The organism is Kitasatospora sp. NPDC036755 (assembly GCF_040636595.1).
Taxonomy (GTDB): Bacteria; Actinomycetota; Actinomycetes; order Streptomycetales; family Streptomycetaceae; genus Kitasatospora.
This window is the reverse complement of record NZ_JBEZUT010000074.1, coordinates 1-23,597: the sequence shown is the minus strand read 5'-3', so window position 1 is coordinate 23,597 and position 23,597 is coordinate 1. Positions and strand designations below refer to the sequence as shown.

Annotated in this window: 23 protein-coding genes; 15 read left to right on the top strand and 8 right to left on the bottom strand. The window is 74.0% G+C overall.

The features are described 5' to 3' along the window. Positions 1 to 54: 54 nt before the first annotated feature. A complete protein-coding gene (locus AB0E96_RS14020; RefSeq protein ID WP_359822654.1) occupies positions 55 to 744 on the bottom strand; it encodes a response regulator transcription factor in 690 nt (229 codons plus the stop codon). 37 nt (positions 745 to 781) lie between these two features. Then, positions 782 to 2,014 (bottom strand): sensor histidine kinase, encoded by a 1,233-nt coding sequence (locus tag AB0E96_RS14015; RefSeq protein ID WP_359822651.1) that lies wholly within the window; start codon positions 2,012 to 2,014, stop codon positions 782 to 784. 129 nt (positions 2,015 to 2,143) lie between these two features. On the opposite strand from AB0E96_RS14015, the gene AB0E96_RS14010 reads away from it, so the two are divergent. After that, positions 2,144 to 3,160, top strand: a complete 1,017-nt coding sequence (locus AB0E96_RS14010; protein ID WP_359822648.1) for an SAM-dependent methyltransferase — start codon at positions 2,144 to 2,146, stop codon at positions 3,158 to 3,160. Continuing rightward, a complete protein-coding gene (locus tag AB0E96_RS14005) occupies positions 3,157 to 4,326 on the top strand; it encodes an NADH-quinone oxidoreductase subunit D (RefSeq protein ID WP_359822646.1) in 1,170 nt (389 codons plus the stop codon). The genes AB0E96_RS14010 and AB0E96_RS14005 overlap by 4 nt, the downstream gene beginning before the upstream one ends. A 110-nt stretch (positions 4,327 to 4,436) precedes the next feature. On the opposite strand, the gene AB0E96_RS14000 is transcribed toward AB0E96_RS14005, so the two are convergent. After that, positions 4,437 to 5,258 carry a hypothetical protein gene (locus AB0E96_RS14000; protein ID WP_359822675.1) on the bottom strand — a complete coding sequence of 274 codons (822 nt, stop codon included), beginning with the start codon at positions 5,256 to 5,258 and terminating at the stop codon, positions 4,437 to 4,439. Positions 5,259 to 5,635: 377 nt separating this feature from the next. Between AB0E96_RS14000 and AB0E96_RS13995 the strand changes: the two genes are divergently transcribed. From AB0E96_RS13995 to AB0E96_RS13970, 6 genes are all read left to right on the top strand, one after another. After that, on the top strand, positions 5,636 to 5,869 hold the full coding sequence (locus tag AB0E96_RS13995; protein WP_359822644.1) for a hypothetical protein: 234 nt from the start codon (positions 5,636 to 5,638) through the stop codon (positions 5,867 to 5,869). Positions 5,870 to 5,880: 11 nt separating this feature from the next. Further along, entirely contained in the window at positions 5,881 to 6,843 is a 963-nt protein-coding gene (locus AB0E96_RS13990) for a Ppx/GppA phosphatase family protein (protein WP_359822643.1), read from the top strand. Positions 6,844 to 7,485: 642 nt separating this feature from the next. Further along, positions 7,486 to 8,289 (top strand): sugar phosphate isomerase/epimerase, encoded by an 804-nt coding sequence (locus AB0E96_RS13985; RefSeq protein WP_359822673.1) that lies wholly within the window; start codon positions 7,486 to 7,488, stop codon positions 8,287 to 8,289. A 48-nt stretch (positions 8,290 to 8,337) separates the two neighbouring features. After that, positions 8,338 to 9,108, top strand: a complete 771-nt coding sequence (locus tag AB0E96_RS13980; protein WP_359822641.1) for a methyltransferase domain-containing protein — start codon at positions 8,338 to 8,340, stop codon at positions 9,106 to 9,108. A 211-nt stretch (positions 9,109 to 9,319) separates the two neighbouring features. Then, positions 9,320 to 11,164: a dihydroxy-acid dehydratase gene (gene ilvD / locus AB0E96_RS13975; protein WP_359822639.1), complete on the top strand. Its 1,845-nt coding sequence runs from the start codon at positions 9,320 to 9,322 to the stop codon at positions 11,162 to 11,164. A 170-nt stretch (positions 11,165 to 11,334) separates the two neighbouring features. Next, positions 11,335 to 11,865 carry a hypothetical protein gene (locus AB0E96_RS13970; protein WP_359822637.1) on the top strand — a complete coding sequence of 177 codons (531 nt, stop codon included), beginning with the start codon at positions 11,335 to 11,337 and terminating at the stop codon, positions 11,863 to 11,865. A 6-nt stretch (positions 11,866 to 11,871) separates the two neighbouring features. Here AB0E96_RS13970 and AB0E96_RS13965 read toward each other — a convergent pair whose 3' ends face one another. Both AB0E96_RS13965 and AB0E96_RS13960 read right to left on the bottom strand, forming a co-directional pair. Continuing rightward, on the bottom strand, positions 11,872 to 13,206 hold the full coding sequence (locus tag AB0E96_RS13965) for a hypothetical protein (RefSeq protein ID WP_359822635.1): 1,335 nt from the start codon (positions 13,204 to 13,206) through the stop codon (positions 11,872 to 11,874). Positions 13,207 to 13,395: 189 nt separating this feature from the next. Continuing rightward, on the bottom strand, positions 13,396 to 13,845 hold the full coding sequence (locus AB0E96_RS13960; RefSeq protein ID WP_359822632.1) for a hypothetical protein: 450 nt from the start codon (positions 13,843 to 13,845) through the stop codon (positions 13,396 to 13,398). 294 nt (positions 13,846 to 14,139) lie between these two features. Here AB0E96_RS13960 and proC point away from each other — a divergent pair, with 294 nt between their 5' ends. Further along, complete coding sequence (gene proC, locus AB0E96_RS13955; RefSeq protein WP_359822630.1) at positions 14,140 to 14,967, top strand: pyrroline-5-carboxylate reductase; 828 nt, start codon at positions 14,140 to 14,142, stop codon at positions 14,965 to 14,967. A 106-nt stretch (positions 14,968 to 15,073) separates the two neighbouring features. Then, positions 15,074 to 16,276, top strand: a complete 1,203-nt coding sequence (locus AB0E96_RS13950) for an MFS transporter (RefSeq protein ID WP_359822628.1) — start codon at positions 15,074 to 15,076, stop codon at positions 16,274 to 16,276. A gap of 27 nt (positions 16,277 to 16,303) precedes the next feature. Here AB0E96_RS13950 and AB0E96_RS13945 read toward each other — a convergent pair whose 3' ends face one another. Next, positions 16,304 to 16,843, bottom strand: a complete 540-nt coding sequence (locus AB0E96_RS13945; protein WP_359822627.1) for a hypothetical protein — start codon at positions 16,841 to 16,843, stop codon at positions 16,304 to 16,306. A 117-nt stretch (positions 16,844 to 16,960) separates the two neighbouring features. Further along, positions 16,961 to 17,485, bottom strand: coding sequence for a hypothetical protein (locus AB0E96_RS13940; RefSeq protein WP_359822625.1), 525 nt, complete (start codon positions 17,483 to 17,485; stop codon positions 16,961 to 16,963). A 179-nt stretch (positions 17,486 to 17,664) separates the two neighbouring features. Here AB0E96_RS13940 and AB0E96_RS13935 point away from each other — a divergent pair, with 179 nt between their 5' ends. The 5 genes from AB0E96_RS13935 to AB0E96_RS13915 all read left to right on the top strand — a co-directional run bounded on the left by AB0E96_RS13935 (position 17,665) and on the right by AB0E96_RS13915 (position 21,871). Then, positions 17,665 to 18,861: an acetoin utilization protein AcuC gene (locus tag AB0E96_RS13935; RefSeq protein ID WP_359822623.1), complete on the top strand. Its 1,197-nt coding sequence runs from the start codon at positions 17,665 to 17,667 to the stop codon at positions 18,859 to 18,861. Positions 18,862 to 19,086: 225 nt separating this feature from the next. Beyond that, positions 19,087 to 19,296, top strand: coding sequence for a helix-turn-helix domain-containing protein (locus AB0E96_RS13930; RefSeq protein WP_045699258.1), 210 nt, complete (start codon positions 19,087 to 19,089; stop codon positions 19,294 to 19,296). 191 nt (positions 19,297 to 19,487) lie between these two features. After that, positions 19,488 to 19,586: an AURKAIP1/COX24 domain-containing protein gene (locus AB0E96_RS13925; RefSeq protein ID WP_003948845.1), complete on the top strand. Its 99-nt coding sequence runs from the start codon at positions 19,488 to 19,490 to the stop codon at positions 19,584 to 19,586. 148 nt (positions 19,587 to 19,734) lie between these two features. Further along, complete coding sequence (locus AB0E96_RS13920) at positions 19,735 to 20,856, top strand: NAD-dependent epimerase/dehydratase family protein (RefSeq protein WP_359822620.1); 1,122 nt, start codon at positions 19,735 to 19,737, stop codon at positions 20,854 to 20,856. A gap of 7 nt (positions 20,857 to 20,863) precedes the next feature. Next, a complete protein-coding gene (locus AB0E96_RS13915; RefSeq protein ID WP_359822617.1) occupies positions 20,864 to 21,871 on the top strand; it encodes a lysophospholipid acyltransferase family protein in 1,008 nt (335 codons plus the stop codon). A gap of 114 nt (positions 21,872 to 21,985) precedes the next feature. On the opposite strand, the gene AB0E96_RS13910 is transcribed toward AB0E96_RS13915, so the two are convergent. Then, complete coding sequence (locus tag AB0E96_RS13910; RefSeq protein ID WP_359822616.1) at positions 21,986 to 23,275, bottom strand: DUF5667 domain-containing protein; 1,290 nt, start codon at positions 23,273 to 23,275, stop codon at positions 21,986 to 21,988. Positions 23,276 to 23,597 lie beyond the last annotated feature (322 nt).

Sequence of the window (23,597 nt, the reverse complement as noted above, 5' to 3'; positions counted from 1 at the left end):
ACCGTTCCGGTCCTCGACGGGTACCGGACGTACCGCCCCAGTGTACGGGCGTCGCTAGTCCGAGGCCCCGGCCCGGATCAGTCCGGCCTCGTACGCCAGCACCACGGCCTGGACCCGGTCGCGCAGGCCCAGCTTGGCCAGGATCCGGCCGACGTGGGTCTTCACGGTGGCCTCGGAGAGCACCAGCCGGGCCGCGATCTCGCCGTTCGACAGGCCCTGGGCGACCAGCAGGAACACCTCCCGCTCGCGTTCGGTCAGCGGGCCGAGGACGTCCGAGCCGGGCGCGCTCTGCGGGGTGGGCAGCACCTCGGCGAAGCGGTCGATCATCCGGCGGGTGGTGGTCGGGGCGACCACGGCGTCGCCGCCGTGCACCGCGCGGATCGCGGCCACCAGCTCCGTCGGCGGGACGTCCTTGAGCAGGAAGCCGCTGGCACCGGCCTTGAGCGCGGCGAAGGCGTACTCGTCCAGGTCGAAGGTGGTGAGGATGAGCACGTGGGGGGCGTTGGGCAGCGGGCTGCCGTCCTCGGCCAGGCAGATCCGGCGGGTCGCCTGGACGCCGTCCAGCCGCGGCATCCGGACGTCCATGAGGATCACGTCCACCTCGGTGTGCCGCAGCTTCTCCAGGGCCTGCGCGCCGTCGCCCGCCTCGGCGGCGATCTCGATGTCGCCCTGTGACTGGAGGATCATCCGGAAACCGGTGCGCAGCAGTTCCTGGTCGTCGACGAGCATCACGCGGATGGTCAAGGTGGGACTCCTTGGAGGGGGTGGACGACGGACGGGGCTAGTGGGCCGCCTTGAGCGGCAGGACGGCGCGGATCCGGAAGCCGCCGCCGGGGCGGGGGCCCACGTCGAGGCTGCCGCTGACCATGCCGACCCGTTCGCGCATGCCGATCAGGCCGTGGCCGAGGCCGTCCGCGCCGCCGGCGGTCAGGTGCTCGTCGGTGCTGCCGCGGCCGTCGTCCTCCACCAGGACGGCCAGCTCGCGCTCGCCGAAGTCCACCGCGACCCGGGCGTGCGCGTCGGGGCCGCCGTGCTTGCGGACGTTGGTGAGCGCCTCCTGGACGATCCGGTAGACGGTCAGCTCGACGCCGCGCGGCAGCTCGCGCGGCTGCCCGGAGGTGGCGTAGTCCACGTCGAGTCCGGCCGTGCGGACCTGCTCCAGCAGCTCCGGCAGCTCCTCGACGCCCGGCTGCGGAACGTACTCCTCGGCCTTGGTGTCGGAGGTGCGCAGCACGCCCAGCAGGCGGCGCATCTCGACCAGCGCCTGGCGGCCGGTGGAGGCGATGGTGCCGAGCGCCTCCTTCGCCTGCTGCGGGGAGTTGTCCATGACGTACGCGGCGCCGTCGGCCTGGACGATCATCACCGAGACGTTGTGCGCGACCACGTCGTGCAGCTCGCGGGCGATCCGGGCCCGCTCGGCGGCGACCGCCACCTTGGACTGGGCGTCCCGCTCGCGTTCCAGCCGGGCGGCGCGGTCCTCCAGCTCGGTCAGGTAGGCGCGGCGCACCCTGGTCAGCCGGCCCCAGGCCCAGCAGAGGATGAACGGCGTGCTCATCAGCAGCGTGATCAGCGCCGCCTCGCCGAAGCCGTAGGGGCGGGTGTGGGCGTCGCCGGCCCGGTCGAAGACCGTCTTCACCGGTTTCATCTGCCAGAACACCAGCGGCCCGGCGGCCAGGCCGGCCGCCAGGGCCAGCCGGGAGGTCCACTTCCGGCCGAAGGCGGCGCCGGTGTAGGCGAAGACCAGGTAGGCGATCGAGGAGAAGCCGGGGGCCACGTTCACGGCCACCTGGCCGACGCCGATGCCGGCGGCGGTGGCCACCGTGAGGTCGGGGTAGCGCCGCCGGAAGACCATCAGCAGCGGCAGCACCACGGCGACCGCGATCGAGACGTCGAAGCGCCAGCCCTCGTCGAGGGCGGCCTCGTTCGGGATCAGTCCGAAGAAGAGCACGATCGCCGCCCATGCGGCGTCGACCACCATGGGGTGACGGCGGAGCCAGGCGTTGAGTCGATGCACGTGTCCAGCGTAGGCAGTCGCTTGGCGTGCCCAGGTCCGCCGGTAGGGCGATCCGTCCTACTCCGTAGGTCGGAGAAGCACCCGCTCCGATGGGGAGGGCCCGCCCCCGGCCCGGTAGCGTCGCCTCCCATGACTTGGACGCGGTGGGCACCCGCCATGGAACAGGCCCTGTACGAACCGGGGCGGGGGTTCTACCGCAGGCCGGAGGGCCCGGCCGGGCACTTCCGCACCTCCGTGCACGCCTCGCCGAGGTTCGCCCGTGCGGTGGCCCGGCTGCTCCTGGAGGTTGACGAGGCCCTCGGCCGTCCGGAGGAGCTGGCCCTGGTCGACGTCGGGGCCGGGCGGGGCGAACTGCTCACCGGTGTCCTGGCCGAGCTGCCCGCGCCGGTGCTGGCGCGGCTGCGCCCGTACGGCGTGGAGATCGCCGGGCGGCCGGACGGTCTGCCGTCCACAGCCCTGTGGACGGACGAGCCGCCGCGAGGGGTGACCGGGCTGCTGTTCGCCAACGAGTGGCTGGACAACGTCCCGCTGGACGCCGGGGAGGTGGACGAGGACGGGGTGCTGCGCTACGTCGAGGTGGACACCGCGACCGGCGACACCCGGCTCGGCGAGCCGGTCTCGGCGGCCGACGCGGCCTGGGCCGAGCGCTGGTGGCCGGTCGCGGAGCCCGGCGAGGCGGTGGAGTTCGGCGGCCCCCGGGACGCCGCCTGGGCGCGGGCCGTGGCCGGGCTGGAGCGCGGCCTGGCCGTCGCCGTCGACTACGGGCACACCGCCGGGCGGCGCCCGCCGTTCGGCACCTACGCCGGCTTCCGGGACGGCCGGGAGGTGTCCCCGGTGCCGGACGGCTCCTGCGACGTCACCGCCCACGTCGCGCTGGACTCCGCCGCCGTGCCCGGTCTCCACAGCCTGTGGACGACGCAGCGGGAGGCGCTGCGGGCGCTCGGCGTGAGCGGCGGGCGCCCGCCGCTCACGCTGGCCGGCAGCGACCCGGCCGGCTACCTGCGGGCGCTGAGCGCCGCCGGGGAGGGTGCCGAGCTGACCGACCCGGGCGGACTGGGCGCCTTCGGGTGGCTGGTGCAGGCCGTCCGCATGACGGAACCGGTGAGCTTGGCGGGCCTGGCGGGATGGCAGACTCTGGGGGCATGAGGGAGACCACGGTCGGCATCGGGGCGGGAGCCGAGAACTTCACCGGCGCGGCGGGCACCACCGACATGGTGCTCAACATCGGCCCGCAGCACCCGGCCACCCACGGCGTGCTGCGGCTGCGGATGCTGCTCGACGGCGAGCGCATCGTGAGCGCCGAGCCGGTGATCGGCTACATGCACCGGGGCGCGGAGAAGCTGTTCGAAGCCCGGGACTACCGGCAGATCATCATGCTGGCCAACCGGCACGACTGGCTCTCCGCCTTCTCCAACGAACTCGGCGTCGTCACGGCCGTCGAGCGGATGCTCGGCATGGAGGTCCCCGAGCGGGCGGTGTGGATCCGCACCCTGCTCGCCGAACTCAACCGGGTGCTCAACCACCTGATGTTCCTCGGCTCGTACCCCCTGGAACTCGGCGGGATCACCCCGGTCTTCCACGCCTTCAACGGCCGCGAGGACCTCCAGCACGTGCTGGAGGAGGCCTCCGGCGGCCGGATGCACTACATGTTCAACCGGGTCGGCGGCCTCAAGGAGGACCTGCCGGCCGGCTGGCTCGGCCGGGTCCGCACCGCCGTCGCCACCGTGCGCTCGCAACTGCCCGTCTTCGAGGACCTCGTCCTCGGCAACGAGATCTTCCGCGCCCGCACCGCCGGCGTCGGCGTCCTCACCCGCGCGCAGGCCCAGGCGTACGGCGTCAGCGGCCCCATCGCCCGGGCCAGCGGCCTCGACCTCGACCTGCGCCGCGACGACCCCTACCTGGCGTACGGCTCCGAGGAACTGCGGCAGGTGCTCACCGTCGTCACCCGCGAGGAGGGCGACTGCCTGGCCCGCTTCGAGTGCCTGCTGGAGCAGACCCTCAACTCGCTGGACCTCGCCGACGCCTGCCTCGACAAGCTCGCCGCGCTGCCGCCCGGCCCGGTCAACCAGCGGCTGCCCAAGGTGCTCAAGGCGCCCGAGGGCAGCACCTACGCGTGGACTGAGAACCCGCTCGGGGTCAACGGCTACTACCTGGTCTCGCGCGGCGACAAGACGCCGTGGCGGCTCAAGCTGCGCTCGGCGTCCTTCAACAACGTCCAGGTGCTGACCGAGCTGCTGCCGGGGACGCTGGTCGCGGACATGGTGGCGATCCTGGGGTCGATGTTCTTCGTGGTCGGGGACATCGACAAGTAGGCCGCCCGGTGCGGCGGGCACCGGTCGGCCCGGTCGGGACCGGGCGCCCGTCCGACGGGCCGCCCGGTCCGGTGCGTCACCCGGTCCGGTGCGTCACCCGGTCCGGTGCGTCACTTGGCCTTGGACTTCTTGGCCGGGTCCGCTGGGTGCGGGGCCATCTTGCGGTCGCCCTTGGTCGCGATCCGCTCCTCGCACAGCCGCGCCAGCACCTCGTACCCCGCCCTGCCCATCAGCTCGGTGAGCTCCGGGCGGTAGCTGACGTACACCGGCTCCGCGCCCTGGTGGGCCGCCGGGGCGCCGGTGCACCACCAGTGCAGGTCGTGGCCGCCCGGGCCCCAGCCCCGGCGGTCGTACTCGCCGATCGACACCTGGAGGTAGCGGGTGTCGTCGGGGCGGTCGATCCAGTCGTAGGTGCGGCGGATCGGCAGCTGCCAGCACACGTCCGGCTTGGTCTCCAGCGGCTCGCGGCCCTCCTTGAGGGCGAGCGCGTGCAGGGCGCAGCCGGCGCCGCCCGCGAAGTCCGGGCTGTTCACGAAGATGCAGGCGCCGCCGACCCGGCGGGTCTGGCGGTCGCCGTCCTCGTCCAGCATGGTGACGCCGCCGTCGGAGGTGATCCGGCCCTTGGCGTCGGTGCCCTCGGCGAAGTTCTCCCACAGCTCGGGGGTCAGCCGGGCCGCGTGCCCCAGGACGCGCTTCTCGTCGTCCTCGTCCGAGAAGTGCGCGCCGAGCGTGCAGCAGCCGTCCGACTCGCCGCGGCCCTCGCGGATGCCGTGGCAGCCCTGGCCGAAGACGCAGGACCAGCGGGAGGTCAGCCAGGTCAGGTCGCAGCGGAAGACCTGCTCGTCGTCGGCGGGGTCGGCGAACTCGACCCAGGCGCGGGGGAAGTCGAGCGGGACCTCGTCGCGCGGGATCTCGCGGCGCAGGGTCGGCATCGCGAGGTCGACGGGGGCGGGGGAGGCCTTCGGCTTCGCCTTGGCCTTCTTCTTGGACGTTTCTGCTGGTGCCACCCGGCAAGGGTAGAGCTTTCGGTGGCGGCGGCGCGGTGGCGGGACCGGCGGTGGAGCCCGTGGCGGGTGGAGCCGCCCGGGTGGAGGCGGGGTGAAGGGGGCCGTCGGGCGCTGCGGGCGGGCCCCGGGGCGTGCCCGGGTGGCGGCCGGTCCGCGACGGGGCCGCCGTGGGACCGGCCGCCGGCCGCCGTGGAACAAGCGCCGAGTCGCTACCGGATCCGTGCCGACCCGTGCCGACCCGTGCCGGGTCGGTGCCTGGTCGGTGCCGGGTCCGCTACGGAGAGGTGCGGGGAGGTACGGGGATGGCAGCCGGCAGCACCGGGGCGTCCGACCGCGCGGGCGGGGAGCCCGTCCTCAAGCCGCGGGAACTGCGCGGAGAGGGCCGGGAGTTCGAGAAGCTCGGCGGCGACCCGGCGAAGGCCGCCACCGCCCTGGAGCGGGGCCTCGCCGCCCTGGGCGCCCCGTGGGGGACGGACCGCCCCCGGACCAGCACGAATACCGCCGCACCCCCTCTCGTCAGGGCCCGGATCGCGTAGCGTGGAGAGTTATGCGACTCGGTGTGCTCGACGTAGGTTCCAACACGGTCCACTTCCTCGTGGTGGACGCTCATCCGGGCGCTGCCCCGCTGCCCGCTTACTCCCACAAGGCCGAGCTGCGCCTGGCCGAGCTGCTGGACGGGGACGGCGCGATAAGCGAGGCCGGGGTCGAGCGGCTGGTCGGCCACGTCGCCTCCTCGCTGCGGGTCGCCGAGGACAAGGGCGTCGTCGACATCCTCCCGTTCGCCACCTCCGCCGTGCGCGAGGCCGCCAACGGCGAGGAGGTGCTGCGCCGGGTGGCCGCCGAGACCGGCGTCGAGCTGCGTGTGCTGTCCGGGCAGGACGAGGCCCGGCTGACCTTCCTGGCCGTCCGCCGCTGGTTCGGCTGGTCCTCGGGCCGGCTGCTCAACCTGGACATCGGCGGGGGCTCGCTGGAGATCGCCTGCGGTCCGGACGAACAGCCGGACGTCGCCTGTTCGCTGCCGCTGGGCGCCGGCCGGCTGACCGCCCGCTGGCTGCCGGGGGACGTCGCCGACCCGGAGGGGCTGCGCGAGCTGAGACGCCACATCCGGGCCGAGCTCGCCACCGTGGTCGGTGAGATCACCCGGCTCGGCCCGCCGCGGCACGCGGTCGCCACTTCCAAGACCTTCAAGCAGCTGGCCCGGATGACCGGTGCCGCCCCCGCCGACGCCGGCCCGTACGCCGATCGTCGGCTCACCCGCGGCGGGCTGGCCTCCTGGCTGCCGCGGCTGTCCGCGATGACCGTCGCCGAGCGCGCCCGGATCCCCGGTGTCTCGGAGGGGCGGGCCAAGCAGCTGCTGGCGGGCGCGCTGGTCGCCGACGCCGCGATGGACCTGTTCGGTCTGGAGGAACTGGACGTCTGTCCGTGGGCGCTGCGCGAGGGCATCATCCTGCGCCGTCTGGACGCCATGGACGGCTCCGCCGACCGTCGCCGCCCGGCGCTCACTCCGTAGGCGGGGCGCGCACCCGTACCGGGGACACCAGCGGGAGGCCCGCCCGCCGGACTCCCCTCCGCGGACCGGCCCGCCCCCGACCGACCCGCCGGGCGCCCTCCCCGGGACAACGTGCCGATGGTCACTGCGCCGGTCGTCCAGCCCCGTTCGCCGCGTGCTCCGCTTACGCTGTCTCCCGTGGTGCAAGCAGCGGGCGAGGACGGAACGCAGGAGGACCGCACTCCCGGGAACGGGCAGTCGCGGCCGGACGGCCCGCGCCGCCGCCTCGGCAAGGCGGTCACGGGCGCCACCGCCGCCCAGGCCGCCAAGCAGGCCGCGAAGGCCGTCAAGGCCGCCCAGCGCACCGCGAGGACGGCTGCCGCGAAGTCGGCCGCCGCCAAGACGGCCGCCGCCAAGACGACCGCGGCGAAGAAGACCGCCGCCGGGAAGCCGTCCCCGAAGAGTCCCGCCGCGAAGAAGGCCGCCCCCAAGAAGGCCCCCGCGAAGCGGACCGCCCCGAAGGAGACCCGCACCGCCCGGGCCGCCGGCGCCGCCAAAGCCGCCGTCCAGTCCGTCCGCTCGGTCAAGGCCGCCAAGCGCGACGCGGCCCGCCCGCCGCTGCTGCGCACCACCGACCGGCTGGTGCTGCCCCGGCACCCGGCCCTGCACATCCCCGACACCAAGGTGGTGCTGTCCACCGCCTCGGTGTACCCGGCGAGCACCGCCGTCGCCTTCGAGCTGGCCGCCAAGCTCGGTTACGACGGGGTCGAGGTGATGGTCTGGAACGACCCGGTCAGCCAGGACATCGAGGCCCTGCGCCGGCTCTCCGACGCCCACCGGATGCCGATCCTGGCCGTGCACGCGCCCTGCCTGCTGATCACCCAGCGGGTGTGGACCACCGACCCGTGGACGAAGCTGGTCCGGGCCCGGGCGGCGGCCGAGAAGCTCGGCGCGAGCGCCGTCGTCGTCCACCCGCCGTTCCGCTGGCAGCGCCAGTACGCCCGGGAGTTCGTCGAGGGCATCGGCCGGATGGCGGGCGAGACGGACGTCCGCTTCGCCGTCGAGAACATGTACCCGTGGCGTTACCGCGACCGTGAGATGCTCGCGTACGCACCGGGCTGGGACGTCACCGACGAGGAGTACCGGCACTTCACCATCGACCTCTCGCACGCCGCCACCTCCCGGATCGACACCTTCGCCATGGTCGAGCGGATGGGCGACCGGCTGGCCCACGTCCACCTGGCCGACGGCAGCGGCTCCGGCAAGGACGAGCACCTGATCCCCGGCCGCGGCAAGCAGCCCTGCGCCGAGCTGCTGGAGCACCTGGCCCGCACCGGTTTCGACGGCCACGTGGTGCTGGAGGTCAACACCCGCCGCTCGTCCTCCCCCGCCGAACGTGAGGCCGACCTGGCCGAGGCCCTCGCCTTCACGCGCTTGCACCTGGCCACCCCGTCGCGCGTACGCTGAGTCGCCGGGTGCCCGGCCGGGCACGAACTTCCTTACGGAGGGGGACGCATGACGGAGGGTCGGAACTACCGTGAGGCCGCCGCGAGCTTCGGCGGGGTCGCCGCCGAGTACGAGCGGGGGCGGCCCGGTTACCCGGACGCGCTGTTCGACGCGCTGGAGCGGCTCTGGGGCCGCGGCCTCGACGGTGCCCGGGTCCTGGACGTCGGCGCCGGTACCGGCATCGCGACCCGGCTGCTGGCCGCGCGGGGCGCGCGGGTGGTCGCCGTCGAGCCCAGCCCGGGCATGGCCGCCCGCTTCCTGCTCTCCTCGCCCGACCTGCCGCTGGTCCGGGGCACCGGTGACGACCTGCCCTTCCACGACGACTCCGCCGACCTGGTCACCTACGCCCAGGCCTTCCACTGGACGTATCCCGAGAAGTCCGTTCCCGAGGCGGTCCGGGTGCTGCGGCCGGGCGGTGCCGTCGCCGCCTGGTGGAACGTGTACGACGAGACGGTGCCCTGGGTCCGGGCCAGGAGCGAGCGGATGGCCGCCGCCCTCCCCGACCGCTACCACGGCTACGGCGGGGTCGGCGGCCACGTCGGCCACTTCGCCCCGGCCGGCCTCGCGGTCCAGCGGACGTCGCTGCACTGGGCGCGGCGGGTCACCGTCGACCACGTGATCACGGACCTGACCTCCCGCTCCTACCTGGCCTCGCTCAGCCCGGAGGAGCGGGCGCCGGTGCTGGCCGCCGAACGGGAGGCGCTGTTCGCGGTGTTCCCGGACGGCGACGTGGTCGAGCCGTTCACCGTCGACCTCACCGTGGCCGTCAAGCCCGGCTGACCGGGGCCGCCGACCGGCCACTGATCGCGTCACTGACCGGGCCGCCGAACGGGCCCGCCGAACGGGACCGCCCCGGGCCGCCCGCCGCCTGCCCGCATCGCGGACGGGCCGTCCGCCCGCCGGACGGCGGGCGTAGGCTCGGTACCCACGGCGGCCCCCGTACCCTCCCACCAGCGGGGTGCCCGCGAGAGCCCCGAAGGAGTGGAGCACAGTGCCCGAGCTGAGGTCCCGTACGGTCACCCACGGTCGCAACATGGCAGGCGCCCGGGCGCTTCTCCGGGCGGCCGGCGTAGCCCGCGAGGACTTCGGCAAGCCGATCATCGCGGTCGCCAACTCCTTCACCGAGTTCGTCCCCGGCCACACCCACCTGCAGCCGGTCGGCCGGATCGTCTCCGAGGCGATCAAGCAGGCGGGCGGCATCCCGCGCGAGTTCAACACCATCGCCGTGGACGACGGCATCGCGATGGGCCACGGCGGCATGCTCTACTCGCTGCCCTCGCGCGACCTGATCGCCGACTCGGTCGAGTACATGGTCAACGCGCACTGCGCCGACGCCCTGATCTGCATCTCCAACTGCGACAAGATCACCCCGGGCATGCTGATGGCGGCGCTGCGCCTGAACATCCCGACCGTCTTCGTCTCCGGCGGCCCCATGGAGGCCGGCAAGGCCACCCTGGTCGACGGCACCGTGCGCAAGCTCGACCTGGTCGACGCGATCTCCCAGGCGGTGAACGAGAACGTCTCCGACGAGGACATCGCGATCATCGAGGAGAACGCCTGCCCCACCTGCGGCTCGTGCTCCGGCATGTTCACCGCCAACTCGATGAACTGCCTGACCGAGGCGATCGGCCTCTCGCTGCCGGGCAACGGCTCGGTGCTCGCCACCCACACCGCCCGCAGGGCTCTGTACGAGCGGGCCGGGCGGACCGTGGTCGAGATCGCCGACCGCCACTACGGGCAGGACGACCACTCCGTGCTGCCCCGGGCGATCGCCACCCGGGCCGCCTTCGAGAACGCCATGGCCCTGGACATCGCCATGGGCGGCTCGACCAACACCATCCTGCACCTGCTCGCCGCCGCCCAGGAGGCCGAGCTGGACTTCGACATGCGGGCCATCGACGCCGTCTCGCGCAGGGTGCCCTGCCTGTCCAAGGTCGCGCCGAACGGCTCGTACTACATGGAGGACGTGCACCGGGCCGGCGGCATCCCGGCCATCCTCGGCGAGCTGTACCGGGGCGGGCTGCTCAACGAGGACGTCCACACCGTGCACGCCGACTCGCTCGCCGAGTGGCTCAAGACCTGGGACGTGCGCGGCGGTTCGCCGTCCGCCGAGGCGGTCGAGCTGTGGCACGCGGCCCCCGGCTGCGTCCGCTCCGCCGAGGCCTTCTCGCAGTCCGAGCGCTGGGAGTCGCTGGACACCGATGCCGCCGGCGGCTGCATCCGCAGCGTCGAGCACGCCTACTCGGTGGAGGGCGGCCTGGCCGTGCTGTACGGCAACCTCGCCGAGGACGGCTGCATCGTGAAGACCGCCGGCGTGGACGAGTCGATCTGGACCTTCAGCGGCCCGGCCGTCGTGGTCGAGTCCCAGGAGGACGCGGTCGAGGCGATCCTCGCCAAGCGGGTCAAGGAGGGCGACGTCGTCGTCATCCGCTACGAGGGCCCCAAGGGCGGCCCGGGCATGCAGGAGATGCTCTACCCGACGTCCTTCCTCAAGGGCCGGGGCCTGGGCAAGGCCTGCGCGCTGGTCACCGACGGCCGCTTCTCCGGCGGCACCTCGGGCCTGTCCATCGGCCACGCCTCCCCGGAGGCGGCCTCCGGCGGCACCATCGCGCTGGTCGAGGACGGCGACACCATCGCCATCGACATCCCCGGCCGCCGGATCTCCCTGGAGGTCCCGGACGAGGTCCTGGCCGAGCGCCGCCGCGCCCTGGAGGCCGCAGGCGGCTACCGGCCGAGGAACCGCGACCGCCAGGTCAGCCAGGCCCTGCGCGCCTACGCCGCGATGGCCACCTCCGCCGACAAGGGCGCCGTCCGCGACGTGTCCAAGCTCGGCTGACCCCCGCCCGGCGCGACGCCGGGCCCGTACGGCGTGACACCGGGCCCGCACGGGAACGGCGCCGGCCCCGTACGGGAACGGGGCCGGGCCCGCACGGAACGAGGAGGAGCCGTCCCACCGGCCGGGACGGCTCCTTCGCCGTGTACGGCGGTCGGGTGATAATCGACGGCGTGAGCGAGCAGCCCCCCACCCCCGCCCCCACCCCCGCCGGCGCCCCCGAGCCGGAGCCGATCCGCTGGTTCGGCACCAGCTGGCTGAACCGGGACAACGGCTACTGGCCGCGGCGGGTCGCCGTGTCGGCCGGTGCCCTGGTCGCGGCCGCCGCCGCGGTGCTGCTGCTGCGCTTCGGCGTGGAGGGCGTCGCGCTCTCCGACGGCGGGGGCTTCCTGAACGGGCTGCTGACCGCCGCCATCGCGGTCTGTTCGATGATGGCCGTGCGGCGCACCTGGAAGGTGCTCACCGAGGGCAAGGACCAGCTGACCGGCTGGATGGCCGAGGACAAGTCGCTCGGCGCGGTCTGGCTGATCGGCGGGGCCGGTTCGCTGCTCGCCTACTTCGCCCGCAGCCTGGTCGAGGCCCCGGGCGAGGCGGTCCGGCGGGCCGCCTACGAGCGGGCCGTCGCCCAGCACGAGAAGCGCCAGGCGAGCCGCAGCCGCCGGCCCGACGCCAAGGCGCCGAGCCGGGGCAAGCGCAAGCGCTGACGGCGGTCAGCTGCGGCTGGTGGCCTCGCACCCCTGGTCGGTGCCCAGCTCCTTGCTCTGGTCGTAGGGGTCGACGGTCGGCCCGGTCACCTCGGGGTGGGGCTGGTCGAACTGCCGGAAGTTCGGGTGGAAGAAGCCGTCGTGGATGACGCACGAGCTGTTGCCGAAGCTCGCGTTGGTCTTGCTGATGTTGATCTTCTCGGGGTTGGCGCGGTACTTGCCCGGGTCGTAGAAGCGGTAGTCGGAGACCCGGCGCACGATGGTCCGGGCCGTCCAGGTGTCTCCCGCGACGTCCTCGGCGGGGCTGATCCGCAGGCTCACGGGCTTGGCGACGCCGCCGCCGGCGGGGGCGGCCGGGGCCGCGGGCGGTGAACCGGGCGGGGTGGCGGCGGCCTTCCCGGCCTCGGGCCCGGGGCGCAGCGCGTAGACGAAGGTGTAGTCCGTGTGGACCACCACTCCGCGCTCGCCGTCGCTGTCGAAGCTCATCCACCCCTTCACCTTGACCACGTCGCCGACCGGGATCGCGTCGCGCCGGTCGAAGCGGGAGAACCACGAGGTCGGTTCGAGTTCGTCGGTCGGGGTGGCGAGGGCCTTGGCCGGCTTCGTCTGCGCCTCGCGGTCCAGCAGGGCGAGCGCGGCCTCGGGACGGCCTCCGGCGGTCACCTCGGGGTCGAGGTTCGAGGCGACCAGGAAGTCCTTGACCAGCTTCAGCTTGGCCGCGACCTGGTTCTCGTCGAACACCCCGACGGCGTGCGCGTCCGGCAGCCCGATGCCGGCGGCGCCGGTGAGCCAGCCCTCGGCGGGGGAGCCCTTCCAGGGGTGGTCGACGGTCGGCTGGTCGTCGCGGGTGGCCGGCGGGGCGGTGGTCGGCCGGGCGGTCTCCGGGGCGGCGGTGGGCACCGGCGGGCGGGCGGCCGTGGAGCCCGGGCCGTAGTTGATCGAGTACCAGTCGCGCAGCCCGTCGATGTTCAGCACCGCGAGCAGCACGGCGACGGTCAGCACGACGAAGAGCGGCGTGCGCCACTCCAGGCGGCGCCGCGGCCGCGGGTCGCCCCACGGGCCGAGCGCGGTGGGCTTCGGCTTGCGGCCGAACCGGCGCTTGGGCGCCGGGCCGTCGTTGACCGAGCGGCGGCCGCCGGGATCGACCGGCGGGGTGTGCTTCCACCGGGCGGACAGCATGCGGGTGCGCCCGCTCTGTTCCTTGACGGTGGCTCGGCGGACGAACTCCTCGTCCAGGACGAGGTCGGCGAACGGGTCCTTCCGTCCCGCCCCGGACGGGTCGGACCCGTCCGGCTCGTCGCCCCCGGCGGGGCGCGGTTCCGGATCTTCGGCTATCGGCATCGCGCCAGTATGACGACGGGGGGTGACGATGCGTCGATCGGGGGCACACCACGTGGTGAATTCGTGCGGGGCGGGTTCCGGTTCGGCCGGGTTCGTTCGGAAGACTGCCGTCCGCCCGAACCGCCCGAACCGCCCGAACCGCCCGTTCGAACCGCCCGTCCGTCCGAACCGCCCGTCCCGCGGCCGGTTTCAGCCCTTCTCGCGGGCCTGCTTGACCGAGCCGACCACCCCGGCGACCGCCAGCAGCAGGCCGGCCGGCAGCAGCGAGATGAAGAGGGCCTCGAACAGGCCCGCGTCGCCGAGGAAGAGCTGGGCCAGCGTGTTCAGCGCGAACAGCCCGCCGGCCGCCGGGAGCGCCGCCTGCCAGGGGTGCTCGTTGGCCCAGCGCCGCAGCCGCCGCTCGGAGGTGTCGCGCCGCAGGTGGCCGCCGACGGTCCCGACCAGGAAGAAGAAGAACAGGCCCCAGCCGGCCGGTGAGGCCAGCATGCTCAGCGACCAGTCCCCGGAGATCGCGCCGATCCCCAGGGCCGTCGCCCCCACCACCGCACCGACCCCCGCGGCGGTCCGCCACGGGCCCACGGTCGCCGAGGCGACGGCGAGTTGCCGGTTCTCACGTCGGGACATTTCGTCGTGTGCCATGGCTCCACGGTGCTCCCGCCGGAGCTCGGAGGCCATAGGGGAAACCCCCGAGTTTTCTCCCTAGGGGGCGGGTCGTTCGGGTCCGGGTCGTTCGGGTCCGGGTCGGTATCCGTTCGGGCTCGGCCCGGATCCCGTTCTGGCTCGGCCCGGATCCCGTTCGGGCCCCGGCCCGGAGTCCGCCGCCGTCCGGGGGCGGGCTCCTCCGCGCCAGGCGCGGACCACGGAGCGGACGGTCCCCGCGCCCCGCCCCGGGCGGTGCGAGGATGGCCGCAGTACCGAGGCAAGGAGCGGACCATGGGCAGCAGCGCAGCGCACGGACAGAAGATCGCCTTCCTGGGCACGGGCAAGATCGGCGAGGCCCTGCTCTCCGGTCTGCTGCGGGCCGGCAAGGACCCGGCCGATGTCCTGGTGACCGCCCGCCGCCCCGAGCGCGCGGTCGAACTCGCCGCCCGCTACGGCGTGGTGGCCGTCTCCAACGCGGAGGCCGCCAAGCTCGCCGACACCCTGATCCTGGCGGTGAAGCCGCAGGACATGGGCACCCTGCTGGAGGAGCTGGCCCCGCACGTCGGCGCCGACCGGCTGGTGATCTCGGCCGCGGCCGGCGTCCCCACGGCCTGGTTCGAGGAGCGGCTCGCGGCGGGCACCCCGGTGGTCCGGGTGATGCCCAACACCCCGGTGCTGGTGGACGAGGGGATGAGCGTCATCTCGGCCGGCTCGCACGCGGGGGAGGAGCACCTGGTGCGCGCCGAGGAGATCTTCAGCTCGGTCGGCAAGGCGCTGCGGCTGCCCGAGGCCCAGCAGGACGCGGCCACCGCGCTGTCCGGCTCGGGGCCGGCCTACTTCTACTTCCTGGTGGAGGCGATGACCGACGCCGGCATCCTGCTCGGGCTGCCCCGGCAGGTGGCGCACGACCTGATCGTGCAGTCCGCGATCGGCGCCTCGGTGATGCTGCGCGACTCCGGCGAGCACCCGGTGAAGCTGCGCGAGGCGGTCACCTCCCCGGCCGGTACCACCATCGCGGCGATCCGCGAGCTGGAGAACCACGGGGTGCGGGCCGCGCTGCTCGGAGCCCTGGAGGCGGCCCGGGACCGCTCCCGGGAGCTGGCCTCCGGCGGGAAGTAGCCCGCGCGGAAGTCCTTGCGCGACCCCTCCCGCAATCGCGGCGCAGCCCCTACGCTCTCGCCAACATCGTTCTACCGGTCGGTAGCGAGGTCGTCCGGAGGTCCGCTTGAGCGCCGCACCCCCCACCGTCCCGCCCGGTCTGCGCGCCGGGCGGGCCGCACTCGCCGTCAGCTTCCTGCTCCAGGGCACCGTCTTCGCCCTGCTGGTCACCTGCATCCCGGAGATCCAGCACCGGTACGGGTTGAGCGACGGGCTGCTGCCGGTCTTCCTGGCCGCCGTGCCGGTGCTGGCCGGGGTCGGCTCGATCGTCTCCGAGCGGCTGGTGAAGCGCACCGGCGCGCGGGCCGTGCTGCGGGTGGTCCAGCCCGCCGTCTGTCTCGCCCTGGCGGCCGCCGGGCTGGGCGACGCGCTGTGGCAACTCGCCCTGGCGCTCGGCGCGTTCGGGCTGCTGGTGGGGGCGCTGGACGCCAGTATGAACATGCTCGGGGTGGGGCTCCAGCACCGCTACGGCCGCTCGATCATGATCGGCTTCCACGCCGCGTTCAGCCTCGGCGGCATCCTCGGCGCGGCCCTGGCCGGCCTCGGCTCGCACTACGACCTCGGGCTGCCGGTGCTGTTCGGCACGGCCGCCGCGGTGGTCGCCCCGCTCGCCGTGCTGACCGGCAGGTTCTTCGCCGGGCCGGCCGAACTCGGCGACGCCGTACGGGAGGCCGCCGCGGCCGCGGCCCGGTCCGTGCCCTGGCGTCCGCTGCTGCCGCTCTGCCTGGCGATGGCCTTCGCGTACATCGCGGACGCCTCGGTCTCCAACTACAGCGTCAAGTACCTCACCGACGGGCTGGGCAGCCGGGAGGACCTCGCCAAGCTCTCCTACCTCGGCTACATGGTGGCCATGCTGCTCGGCCGGGCCCTGGGCGACCGCGCGGTGCAGCGCTTCGGGGCCGTCCCGGTGGTCCGCTTCGGGGCCGCGCTGGCCGCGCTCGGCTTCGCGGCGGCCGCGGTCGCGCCCGCCGCCTGGGCGGGCATCGCCGGCTTCACCGTGCTGGGCTTCGGCATCTGCGCGATCATCCCGCAGGTGTTCGCGGCCGGCGGCCGGCTCTTCCCGGCGGACTCGGACGCCGCGGTGGCCCGGCTCAACCTCTTCAACTACGTGGGTTTCCTGGTCGGTTCGCCGCTGGTCGGGGCGATCGCCGACGCGAGTTCGTACCGCTGGGCGCTGCTCGCCCCGATGCTGCTGGTGCTCGCCGTCCTGCCGCTGGCGGACCGCTTCTCTCCGGCGCCGACGCGAACGGCGGCCCCCGCCGTCGGGTGACGGCGGGGGCGGTCGACGGGGCGGGGGTCAGCTGATCACGGTCTCCAGCTCGGGCGTGCCGTTGAGGTGGGGGCCGCTCTTGGTCATGACGGCCGGGTAGCCGTACTCGGCGTAGGCGTACGGGGTCCAGTTCAGCCTGAGCGGCACGGACCAGGGCAGGGGGGAGACGATCCGGACGGTGGCCGTGACGGTGCGGGTGGCGCCCGGCGGGATCGGCGCCGTGGGATGGAAGGAGACGAAGTCGCCGCTCGGGGCGACCGTGCAGTCCGTTTGGTCCCCGCCGCAGCCGGTGATGGCGAACGCGTTGCGGTACGAGCTGGTCGGCCAGTTCGGCTCGATGTACTCGTACGCGAAGACGATGGGGATGGTCTCGGTGTTGGTGAGGGAGAGGGTCAGGGTCAGATCGTCGCCCGGCGCCGCCGTCTTCTTGTCGACGGAGGCCGAGAAACCGGTGATCGGGCCGTCGTCGCGGACGGCGGCGGAGGCCGGATTCGCGCCGAATATCGCGCCAAGTGCCAGTACTGCGGCGAGAATTGCTCCGAGGCGTTGCACGCTGAGGGGCTTCATGGCGGAGAGGATAGGAAGCCGTGAAGGCCCGGCGCGCGTCCTCTTCACGCCATCCTCGACCGGAACCGCCGGACCCCCGCCGTCGGGTGACGGCGGGGGCGGTCGACGGGACGGGGGTCAGCTGATCACGGTCTGGAGCTCGGGCACCCCGAAGGTGAAGGTCTGGTCCTTGGCCGTGGTGACGCCGCCGACCTGGCCGAACTCGTAGTAGACGTACGGCGCCCAGTTCAGGGTGTACGGCCCGGCGCCCCACCCGGGAGTGTCGGTGATCTTGACGGTGAGCGTGACGGTCTTCGTCGCCCCGGGCGCGATCGGCGCGTTGAAGTGGAAGTTGGCGCTGTTCCCGTTGGTCACGCAGTCGGAGGTGTCGCCGGTGCAGCCGACGATGGAGAACGCTCCGGCCTGGGTGTTGGCCGGCCAGGTCGGCTGGACGGCCTCGTAGGCGAAGTAGATCGGGCTGGCCTCACTGTTGGTGAGGGAGAGCGTCAGGGTCAGCTGGTCTCCCGGCTTGGCCGTCGACTTGTCGACCGCGAAGGCGGTGCCGCTGACCGCGGCGGAGGCCGGCTGGGCGGCAAAGAAGACGCCAAATCCCAGTATTGCAGCGAGAATTACCCCAAGGCGTTGCACGCTGAATGGCTTCATGGCGGAGAGGATATGGAGTCGCAAAGCGTTTGTCTGTACCGCGTCGGCACTTGTCTCCACAGATGCCCCACAACTTCCGTGGTCCCGCCCCGCACCCGCCCCCCGTCCCGCCCCCGCGGCCGCCGCCCCGGCGCGCCCTGACCGCGGTCCGGCCGCCGCCACCCGCTACGGTGGAGGCCATGCCCGAAGCCGAGCGTGACACCCCCTGCGGCCTGCACCTCTTCTGGGACGAGGCCGTCACCGCCTACGACTTCGGCCCCGGCCACCCGATGGACCCGACCCGGCTGGCCCTCACCATGCGCCTGGTCGAGGCCCTCGGCCTGAACGCCGGCCCCGGGGTGACCGTCCGCTCCGCGCCGCCCGCCGGTGAGTCCACGCTCCGGCTGGTGCACACCCGGGAGTACGTCGAGGCGGTCCGGAACGCGGCCGCCCACCCCGAGCGCTCCGACCCGCTGCACGGACTCGGCACCGACGACAACTGGTCCTTCCCCGCGATCCACTCGGCCTCCGCGCTGATCGCCGGCCAGTCCGTGGCCGCCGCCGAGGCGGTCTGGCGCGGCGAGACCCCGCACGCCGTCAACTTCACCGGCGGGCTGCACCACGCGATGCCCGGCAAGGCCTCCGGCTTCTGCGTCTACAACGACCCGGCGCTCGCCATCGCCCGGCTGCTGGAGCTCGGCGCCGAGCGGGTCGCCTACGTCGACGTGGACGTCCACCACGGCGACGGCGTCCAGGCGGCCTTCTGGAACGACCCCCGGGTGCTCACCGTCTCGCTGCACGAGCACCCCGCCACGCTCTTCCCGCAGAGCGGTTGGACGATCGAGACCGGCGGCGAGGACGCCCCCGGCTCCGCCGCCAACCTGCCGCTGCCCGCGGGCACCGGCGACGCGGGCTGGCTGCGCGCCTTCCACGCGGTGGTGCCCGAACTGCTCGACGCGTTCCGGCCGCAGGTCCTGGTGACACAGCACGGCGCCGACACCCACCTGGAGGACCCGCTCGCCCACCTCGCCGTCACCGTGGACGCCCAGCGGCTGGTCGCCGAGGCGCTGCACGACCTCGCCCACCAGTACGCCGGCGGCCGCTGGGTGGCCACCGGCGGGGGCGGCTACGCGGTGGTGGACGTCGTCCCGCGCACCTGGACCCACCTGGTCGCCACCGCCGCCGCCCGGCCCGTCGACCCGGCCACCGAGACCCCCGAGTCCTGGCGCGCCGAGGTCTACCGCCGCACCCGCCGCCCCGCCCCGCTGCGGATGACCGACGGCGCCCGCCCGGCCTGGCGCGACTTCGACTCGGGTTACGATCCGGCCGACCGACTCGATCAGGCCATCCTCGCCACCCGCCGGGCCGTCTTCCCGCTGCACGGGCTGCTGGCCTGAACCCGCCGCCCCGCACCCGCCCAGGCCGGGGGGTGCGTACGCCGGGCGGTGCCATCCGCCGAGCGGCTACGTACTGCAACAGTCCTATCTCTCACCGTACGAGGACTGCACTTCCCCTCTTCCCACTGGTACCACCCATAACTACTCTGGGGATACACGTGTGCCGGTGGAGTCACCGGAGGGGAAGCCGGTGCCTTGCACACGGGTAAGGGTCGGGTGATGGTCATGAGTTCCGTCGAGCGCCCCCTTCAGGAAGTCGTCTTCCTGACCGTGGCGGAGGTCGCCGCGGTCATGCGGGTGTCCAAGATGACGGTGTACCGGCTGGTGCACAGCGGAGAGCTGCCGGCCATCCGGGTCGGACGGTCCTTCCGGGTGCCCCAGCAGGCGGTGCACGAGTACCTCAAGGAGTCCTACGTGCGGCTCGAGAGCGCGTAGCGGCGGCGCGCGGGCGCGGGGTCCACACCGGTGGGCCCCGCACCCGTTCGCCGGGGATTTCCCCCGAGTTCTCCGGTTGCGAGGGGCGCGATTTACAGCCCCGGGCAAGCGGAAGGTAGGCTAGGCCCTCACGTCAGTCGTATGGACTCCGTCTCTCACGGGCGAGAGTCTCAGTGAGCGAGGGTTGTTCCGTGGGCTCTGTCATCAAGAAGCGTCGCAAGCGTATGGCCAAGAAGAAGCACCGCAAGCTTCTGAAGCGGACTCGCGTTCAGCGTCGCAACAAGAAGTAAGCGGCCCCGGCCGCGCCTAGCGCGCCCAGCGCTTCCACCGCCCGTCCTGGTCCTCGTGGCCTGGGCGGGCGGTGTCGTTTCACGGCCCGGTGGGGCGGCGCGGTACGGTGCACGCAGGCCGTCCGGGCCGGGGAATGGGGGCAGCACCGTGGGCGTGGTCGTGCTCGTCACCGGCGTGGCACGCCATCTCGGTGCCCGTTTCGCCGCCGAGGTCCGCCGCCGGCCGGGCGTGGACCTGGTGGTCGGCGTGGACGTGCAGCCGCCCCGGCTGCCGCCCGAGGAGCCGGCCGGCCCGGCCGCCCCGTACCGCTTCCACCAGCTCGACCTGCGCCGTCCGGCGCTCTCCCGGGTGCTGGCCGAGCACCGGGTGGACACCGTGGTGCACCTCAGCGTCAGCGCCACCGGCCTGGGCTCCACCAACCGCTCCGCGGTGAAGGAGTCCAACGTGATCGGCACCATGCAACTGCTCGGCGCCTGCCAGAAGGCCCCCGGGGTGCGCCGGCTGGTGGTGAAGTCCACCACCGGCGTCTACGGCTCCGCACCCCGCGACCCGGCGGTGTTCAGCGAGCGGATGCAGCCCAAGGACCCGCCCGGCGGCGGCTTCGCCAAGGACGCCGCGGAGGTCGAGGGCTACGTGCGCGGCTTCGCCCGGCGCCGCCCGGACGTCGCGGTGACGGTGCTGCGCTTCGCCAACATCGTCGGCCCGGACGCGGACACCCCGCTCAGCGAGTACTTCGCCCTGCCCGTGCTGCCGACCGTCCTCGGCTACGACCCGCGGCTGCAGTTCGTGCACGAGGACGACGCCGTCGCGGTGCTCTGCCGGGCCGCCGACGAGCCCGCGCCGGGCACCGTCAACACCGGGACCTTCAACGTGGCGGGGGAGGGCGTCCTGCTGCTCTCCCAGTGCGCCCGCCGGCTCGGCCGCCCTACCCTGCCGCTGCTGTTGCCCGCGGTCAGCTGGATGGCCGTGCTGGCCCGGCAGACCCGGCTGGTGGACGTCTCGCCCGAGCAGCTGCGGCTGCTCACCCACGGCCGGGTGGTGGACACCACGCGGCTGCGCGACACCTTCGGCTACCGTCCGGCGTTCGGCACCCCGGAGGCCTTCGCCGACTTCGCCGCCGCCCGCGGACCGGGCCTGCTGCCGCCCGGGCGGCTGGCCGCCGTCACCGACCGGCTGACCGCCCTGCTCGGCCCGGAAGGCGCCGCGCCCGCCGGGCCGGACGCCGGGCCGCCCGCCGTACCGAACCTCCCCAGCCGACCGAGGAGCTGAACCCGCGATGAGTGCCGCAGCCGAGAACGCGCCGGGCGAGGCCAAGGTCATCCCGATCGAGTCGGCCCCCAGCTGGACCTCACCGGAGGGGCCGAAACTGGCCGACCGGCTCGCGGAGGCCGTCGGCGGGGCGCTGTCCGGGCCGCTCGGCCCGGCCGCCACCCGGCTGTTCGGCAAGGGCTGGGAGGGCCGCGCCGCCGAGCGGCTGGCCTTCCTGCGCCGCCGGGTGACCGGCGACTACGAGGTGGACGAGTTCGGCTTCGACCGGGAGCTCACCGAGGAGGTGCTGCTCTCGCTGCTGCGCCCGCTGGCCGAGAAGTACTTCCGGATCGACGTCCAGGGCGTGGAGCACATCCCGGCGGAGGGCGGCGCGCTGATCGTCGCCAACCACTCCGGGACGATCCCGCTGGACGCCCTGATGACCCAGGTGGCCATCCACGACCACCACCCGGCCGGGCGGCACCTGCGGATGCTCGCCGCCGACCTGGTCTTCGTGCTGCCCGGCATCAACGAGCTGGCCCGCAAGGCCGGCCACACCCTGGCCTGCAACGAGGACGCCCAGGCGCTGCTGGAGCGCGGCGAGGTGGTCGGGGTCTGGCCGGAGGGCTTCAAGGGGATCGGCAAGCCGTTCTCCGAGCGCTACAAGCTCCAGCGCTTCGGCCGCGGCGGCTTCGTCGCCTCGGCGCTGCGGGCGCGGGTGCCGATCGTCCCCTGCTCGATCGTCGGGGCCGAGGAGACCTACCCGATGATCGGCAACGTGAAGACGCTGGCCAGGCTGCTGGGCCTGCCGTACGTGCCGGTCACCCCGACCTTCCCGTGGCTGGGCCCGCTCGGGGTGCTGCCGCTGCCGACCAAGTGGACGATCCGCTTCGGCGAGCCGATCGCCACCGACGCCTACCCGGCGGAGGCGGCGGACGACCCGATGCTGGTCTTCGACCTGGCCGACGAGGTGCGCGAGACCATCCAGCACACCCTCTACCAGCTGCTGGTGCAGCGGCGTTCGGTGTTCTTCTGACGGTGCCCCGCCGAACCGGCGGGCGCCCGCCGGACCCTTCGGCACGGGAACGGGCCCGGGTACGGCGGTGGCCCGGCGGATATCGCACTCCCCCGGGCCACCGCGGTCCTGTCGTCAGCCGCCCAGGATGCGCAGCCCCGGAAGCAGGTCCGGGAGCAGCGGGGGCACCTCGACGCCCTGCGGCTGGGCCGCGTTCGGGGCGCCGGGGGTGGACTGCTGCGGTGCCTGCGGCGGGGCCGCGTCGGCGCTCGGCGAGGGCTTGGTGCCGGTGAGGCCGCTGGTGAGGCCGCCGACCAGGCCGTTGACGGCGTCCGGGGCGCTGCTGGGCAGGCCGTCCGGCAGGACACCCTTGCCGCCGACCGAGGCGCCGGAGCCGGGGTTGGCCGGGGCGTGCTCGGTGGCGCCGGGGCGGTTGCCGGCGGCGCCGGAACCCGGGCCCTGGGCGGTGCCGGCCGTGGTGCCGGAGCCCGCCGCGGGGGAGCCGGCCGGGGAACCGCCGGTCGAGTGGGACGAGCCGTCGCCCGCTCCGTCGCCGGCCGTGCCACCGCTCTGGGCGGGGGGCAGGACCAGGCGCAGGGGCGCGACGTCCTCGCTTATGTCGTCGAAGAGCCGGTTCACCAGGTCGGCCTGGCGGGTGAGCTGGACGGGCAGCCTGCCCTGCAGCTCGCTCCACCGGCCGTCCTCGTCGTGGGCGAAGCCGGCCAGGGCCCGCATCGGGTCCAGCGAGCCGTTGCTGCGGTAGACCGAGCGCAGCAGGTCGCGGCCCTTGAGGGCGTCGGCGTGCATGTCGTCCAGCGCGCGGCGGACCTGTTCGACGGTGGCCGGGCTGAGCGCGCCGGCCGGGCCGGTGCGGCCGACCAGGGCCTTGGCCTCGCCGAGCCGGGTGGCCGCGTTGTCGAGGAGCAGTTCGCCGCGTTCGGAGTCGGAGCCCGCGAAGTCGAGCCGGAGTCCTTCCCGGCCGCGTTTGAGGCCGTACAGCGTGTCCCCGGGAACGGCGTTGGAGCTGGCCGCGGCGGCGCCGGCCAGGCTGCCGACGGCGAGCCCGGCGACCAGTCCGCCGATCGCGAACCGGCGGCTCCAGCGGCCGCGAGGCGCGGTCCGGATCACCCGATGGCGGCGCTGGCGGGGCACCGCGGTGCCCGTCCCGCCGGCGAAGGCCTGCTCGAACGCGGCCATCAGCTGGGCGCGTTGGACCGTGTGGACCTCCCGGTCCAACGCCGGCCCGGGCAGCGCCCCCAGCGCGTCGGTCAGACCGACCAGTCCGGCCATCGCGGCCGAACCGCCGCCGGTGGCAGCGGCGTTGTCCGATTCGGCGTTGGCCGCAGCGCGTTGCTCCGCCTGGTGGGCCTCCAGCGCCTCGGCGAAGGCCTTCGCCCGCCGGTGCTCAAGCACGTTTGCCGTCACGGGCCACACCTCCCTTCGTCGTTGTCGACACCCCGGCCTGCCGGACGGTTGCCCCGGCTGGCCAAAGCCACTCCATCGGGTGATAGGCCGCAATTCGACTTGACCGTACGCCTGGTGGGGGCTTGCACGCTGGCCAACGAGCGGTGCGGGCCGTCGGTTACGCACGGCTGATCATCGGACCGACCGTTCACCCTGACGTGTCGGCCGGGCGCGAACGATGACGGCCCGTCGGGGCGTATGGCACCGGTGCCGTCCTCGCCGCGGCTCATCGCGCGTCGGGCGGGAGCAGCCGGGCCAGGGTCCGGACGGCGCGGTACTGGAG

Coding starts and splice junctions, on each gene's coding strand:
- AB0E96_RS13935 (WP_359822623.1), top strand. CDS start 17,665: ATGCCCGAAGCCGAGCGTGACACCCCCTGCGGCCTGCACCTCTTCTGG.
- AB0E96_RS13960 (WP_359822632.1), bottom strand. CDS start 13,845: ATGGCACACGACGAAATGTCCCGACGTGAGAACCGGCAACTCGCCGTC.
- AB0E96_RS13965 (WP_359822635.1), bottom strand. CDS start 13,206: ATGCCGATAGCCGAAGATCCGGAACCGCGCCCCGCCGGGGGCGACGAG.
- AB0E96_RS13915 (WP_359822617.1), top strand. CDS start 20,864: ATGAGTGCCGCAGCCGAGAACGCGCCGGGCGAGGCCAAGGTCATCCCG.
- AB0E96_RS14005 (WP_359822646.1), top strand. CDS start 3,157: ATGAGGGAGACCACGGTCGGCATCGGGGCGGGAGCCGAGAACTTCACC.
- AB0E96_RS13940 (WP_359822625.1), bottom strand. CDS start 17,485: ATGAAGCCATTCAGCGTGCAACGCCTTGGGGTAATTCTCGCTGCAATA.
- proC (WP_359822630.1), top strand. CDS start 14,140: ATGGGCAGCAGCGCAGCGCACGGACAGAAGATCGCCTTCCTGGGCACG.
- AB0E96_RS13945 (WP_359822627.1), bottom strand. CDS start 16,843: ATGAAGCCCCTCAGCGTGCAACGCCTCGGAGCAATTCTCGCCGCAGTA.
- AB0E96_RS13990 (WP_359822643.1), top strand. CDS start 5,881: ATGCGACTCGGTGTGCTCGACGTAGGTTCCAACACGGTCCACTTCCTC.
- AB0E96_RS13930 (WP_045699258.1), top strand. CDS start 19,087: ATGAGTTCCGTCGAGCGCCCCCTTCAGGAAGTCGTCTTCCTGACCGTG.
- AB0E96_RS13995 (WP_359822644.1), top strand. CDS start 5,636: ATGGCAGCCGGCAGCACCGGGGCGTCCGACCGCGCGGGCGGGGAGCCC.
- AB0E96_RS14010 (WP_359822648.1), top strand. CDS start 2,144: ATGACTTGGACGCGGTGGGCACCCGCCATGGAACAGGCCCTGTACGAA.
- AB0E96_RS13980 (WP_359822641.1), top strand. CDS start 8,338: ATGACGGAGGGTCGGAACTACCGTGAGGCCGCCGCGAGCTTCGGCGGG.
- AB0E96_RS14000 (WP_359822675.1), bottom strand. CDS start 5,258: ATGCCGACCCTGCGCCGCGAGATCCCGCGCGACGAGGTCCCGCTCGAC.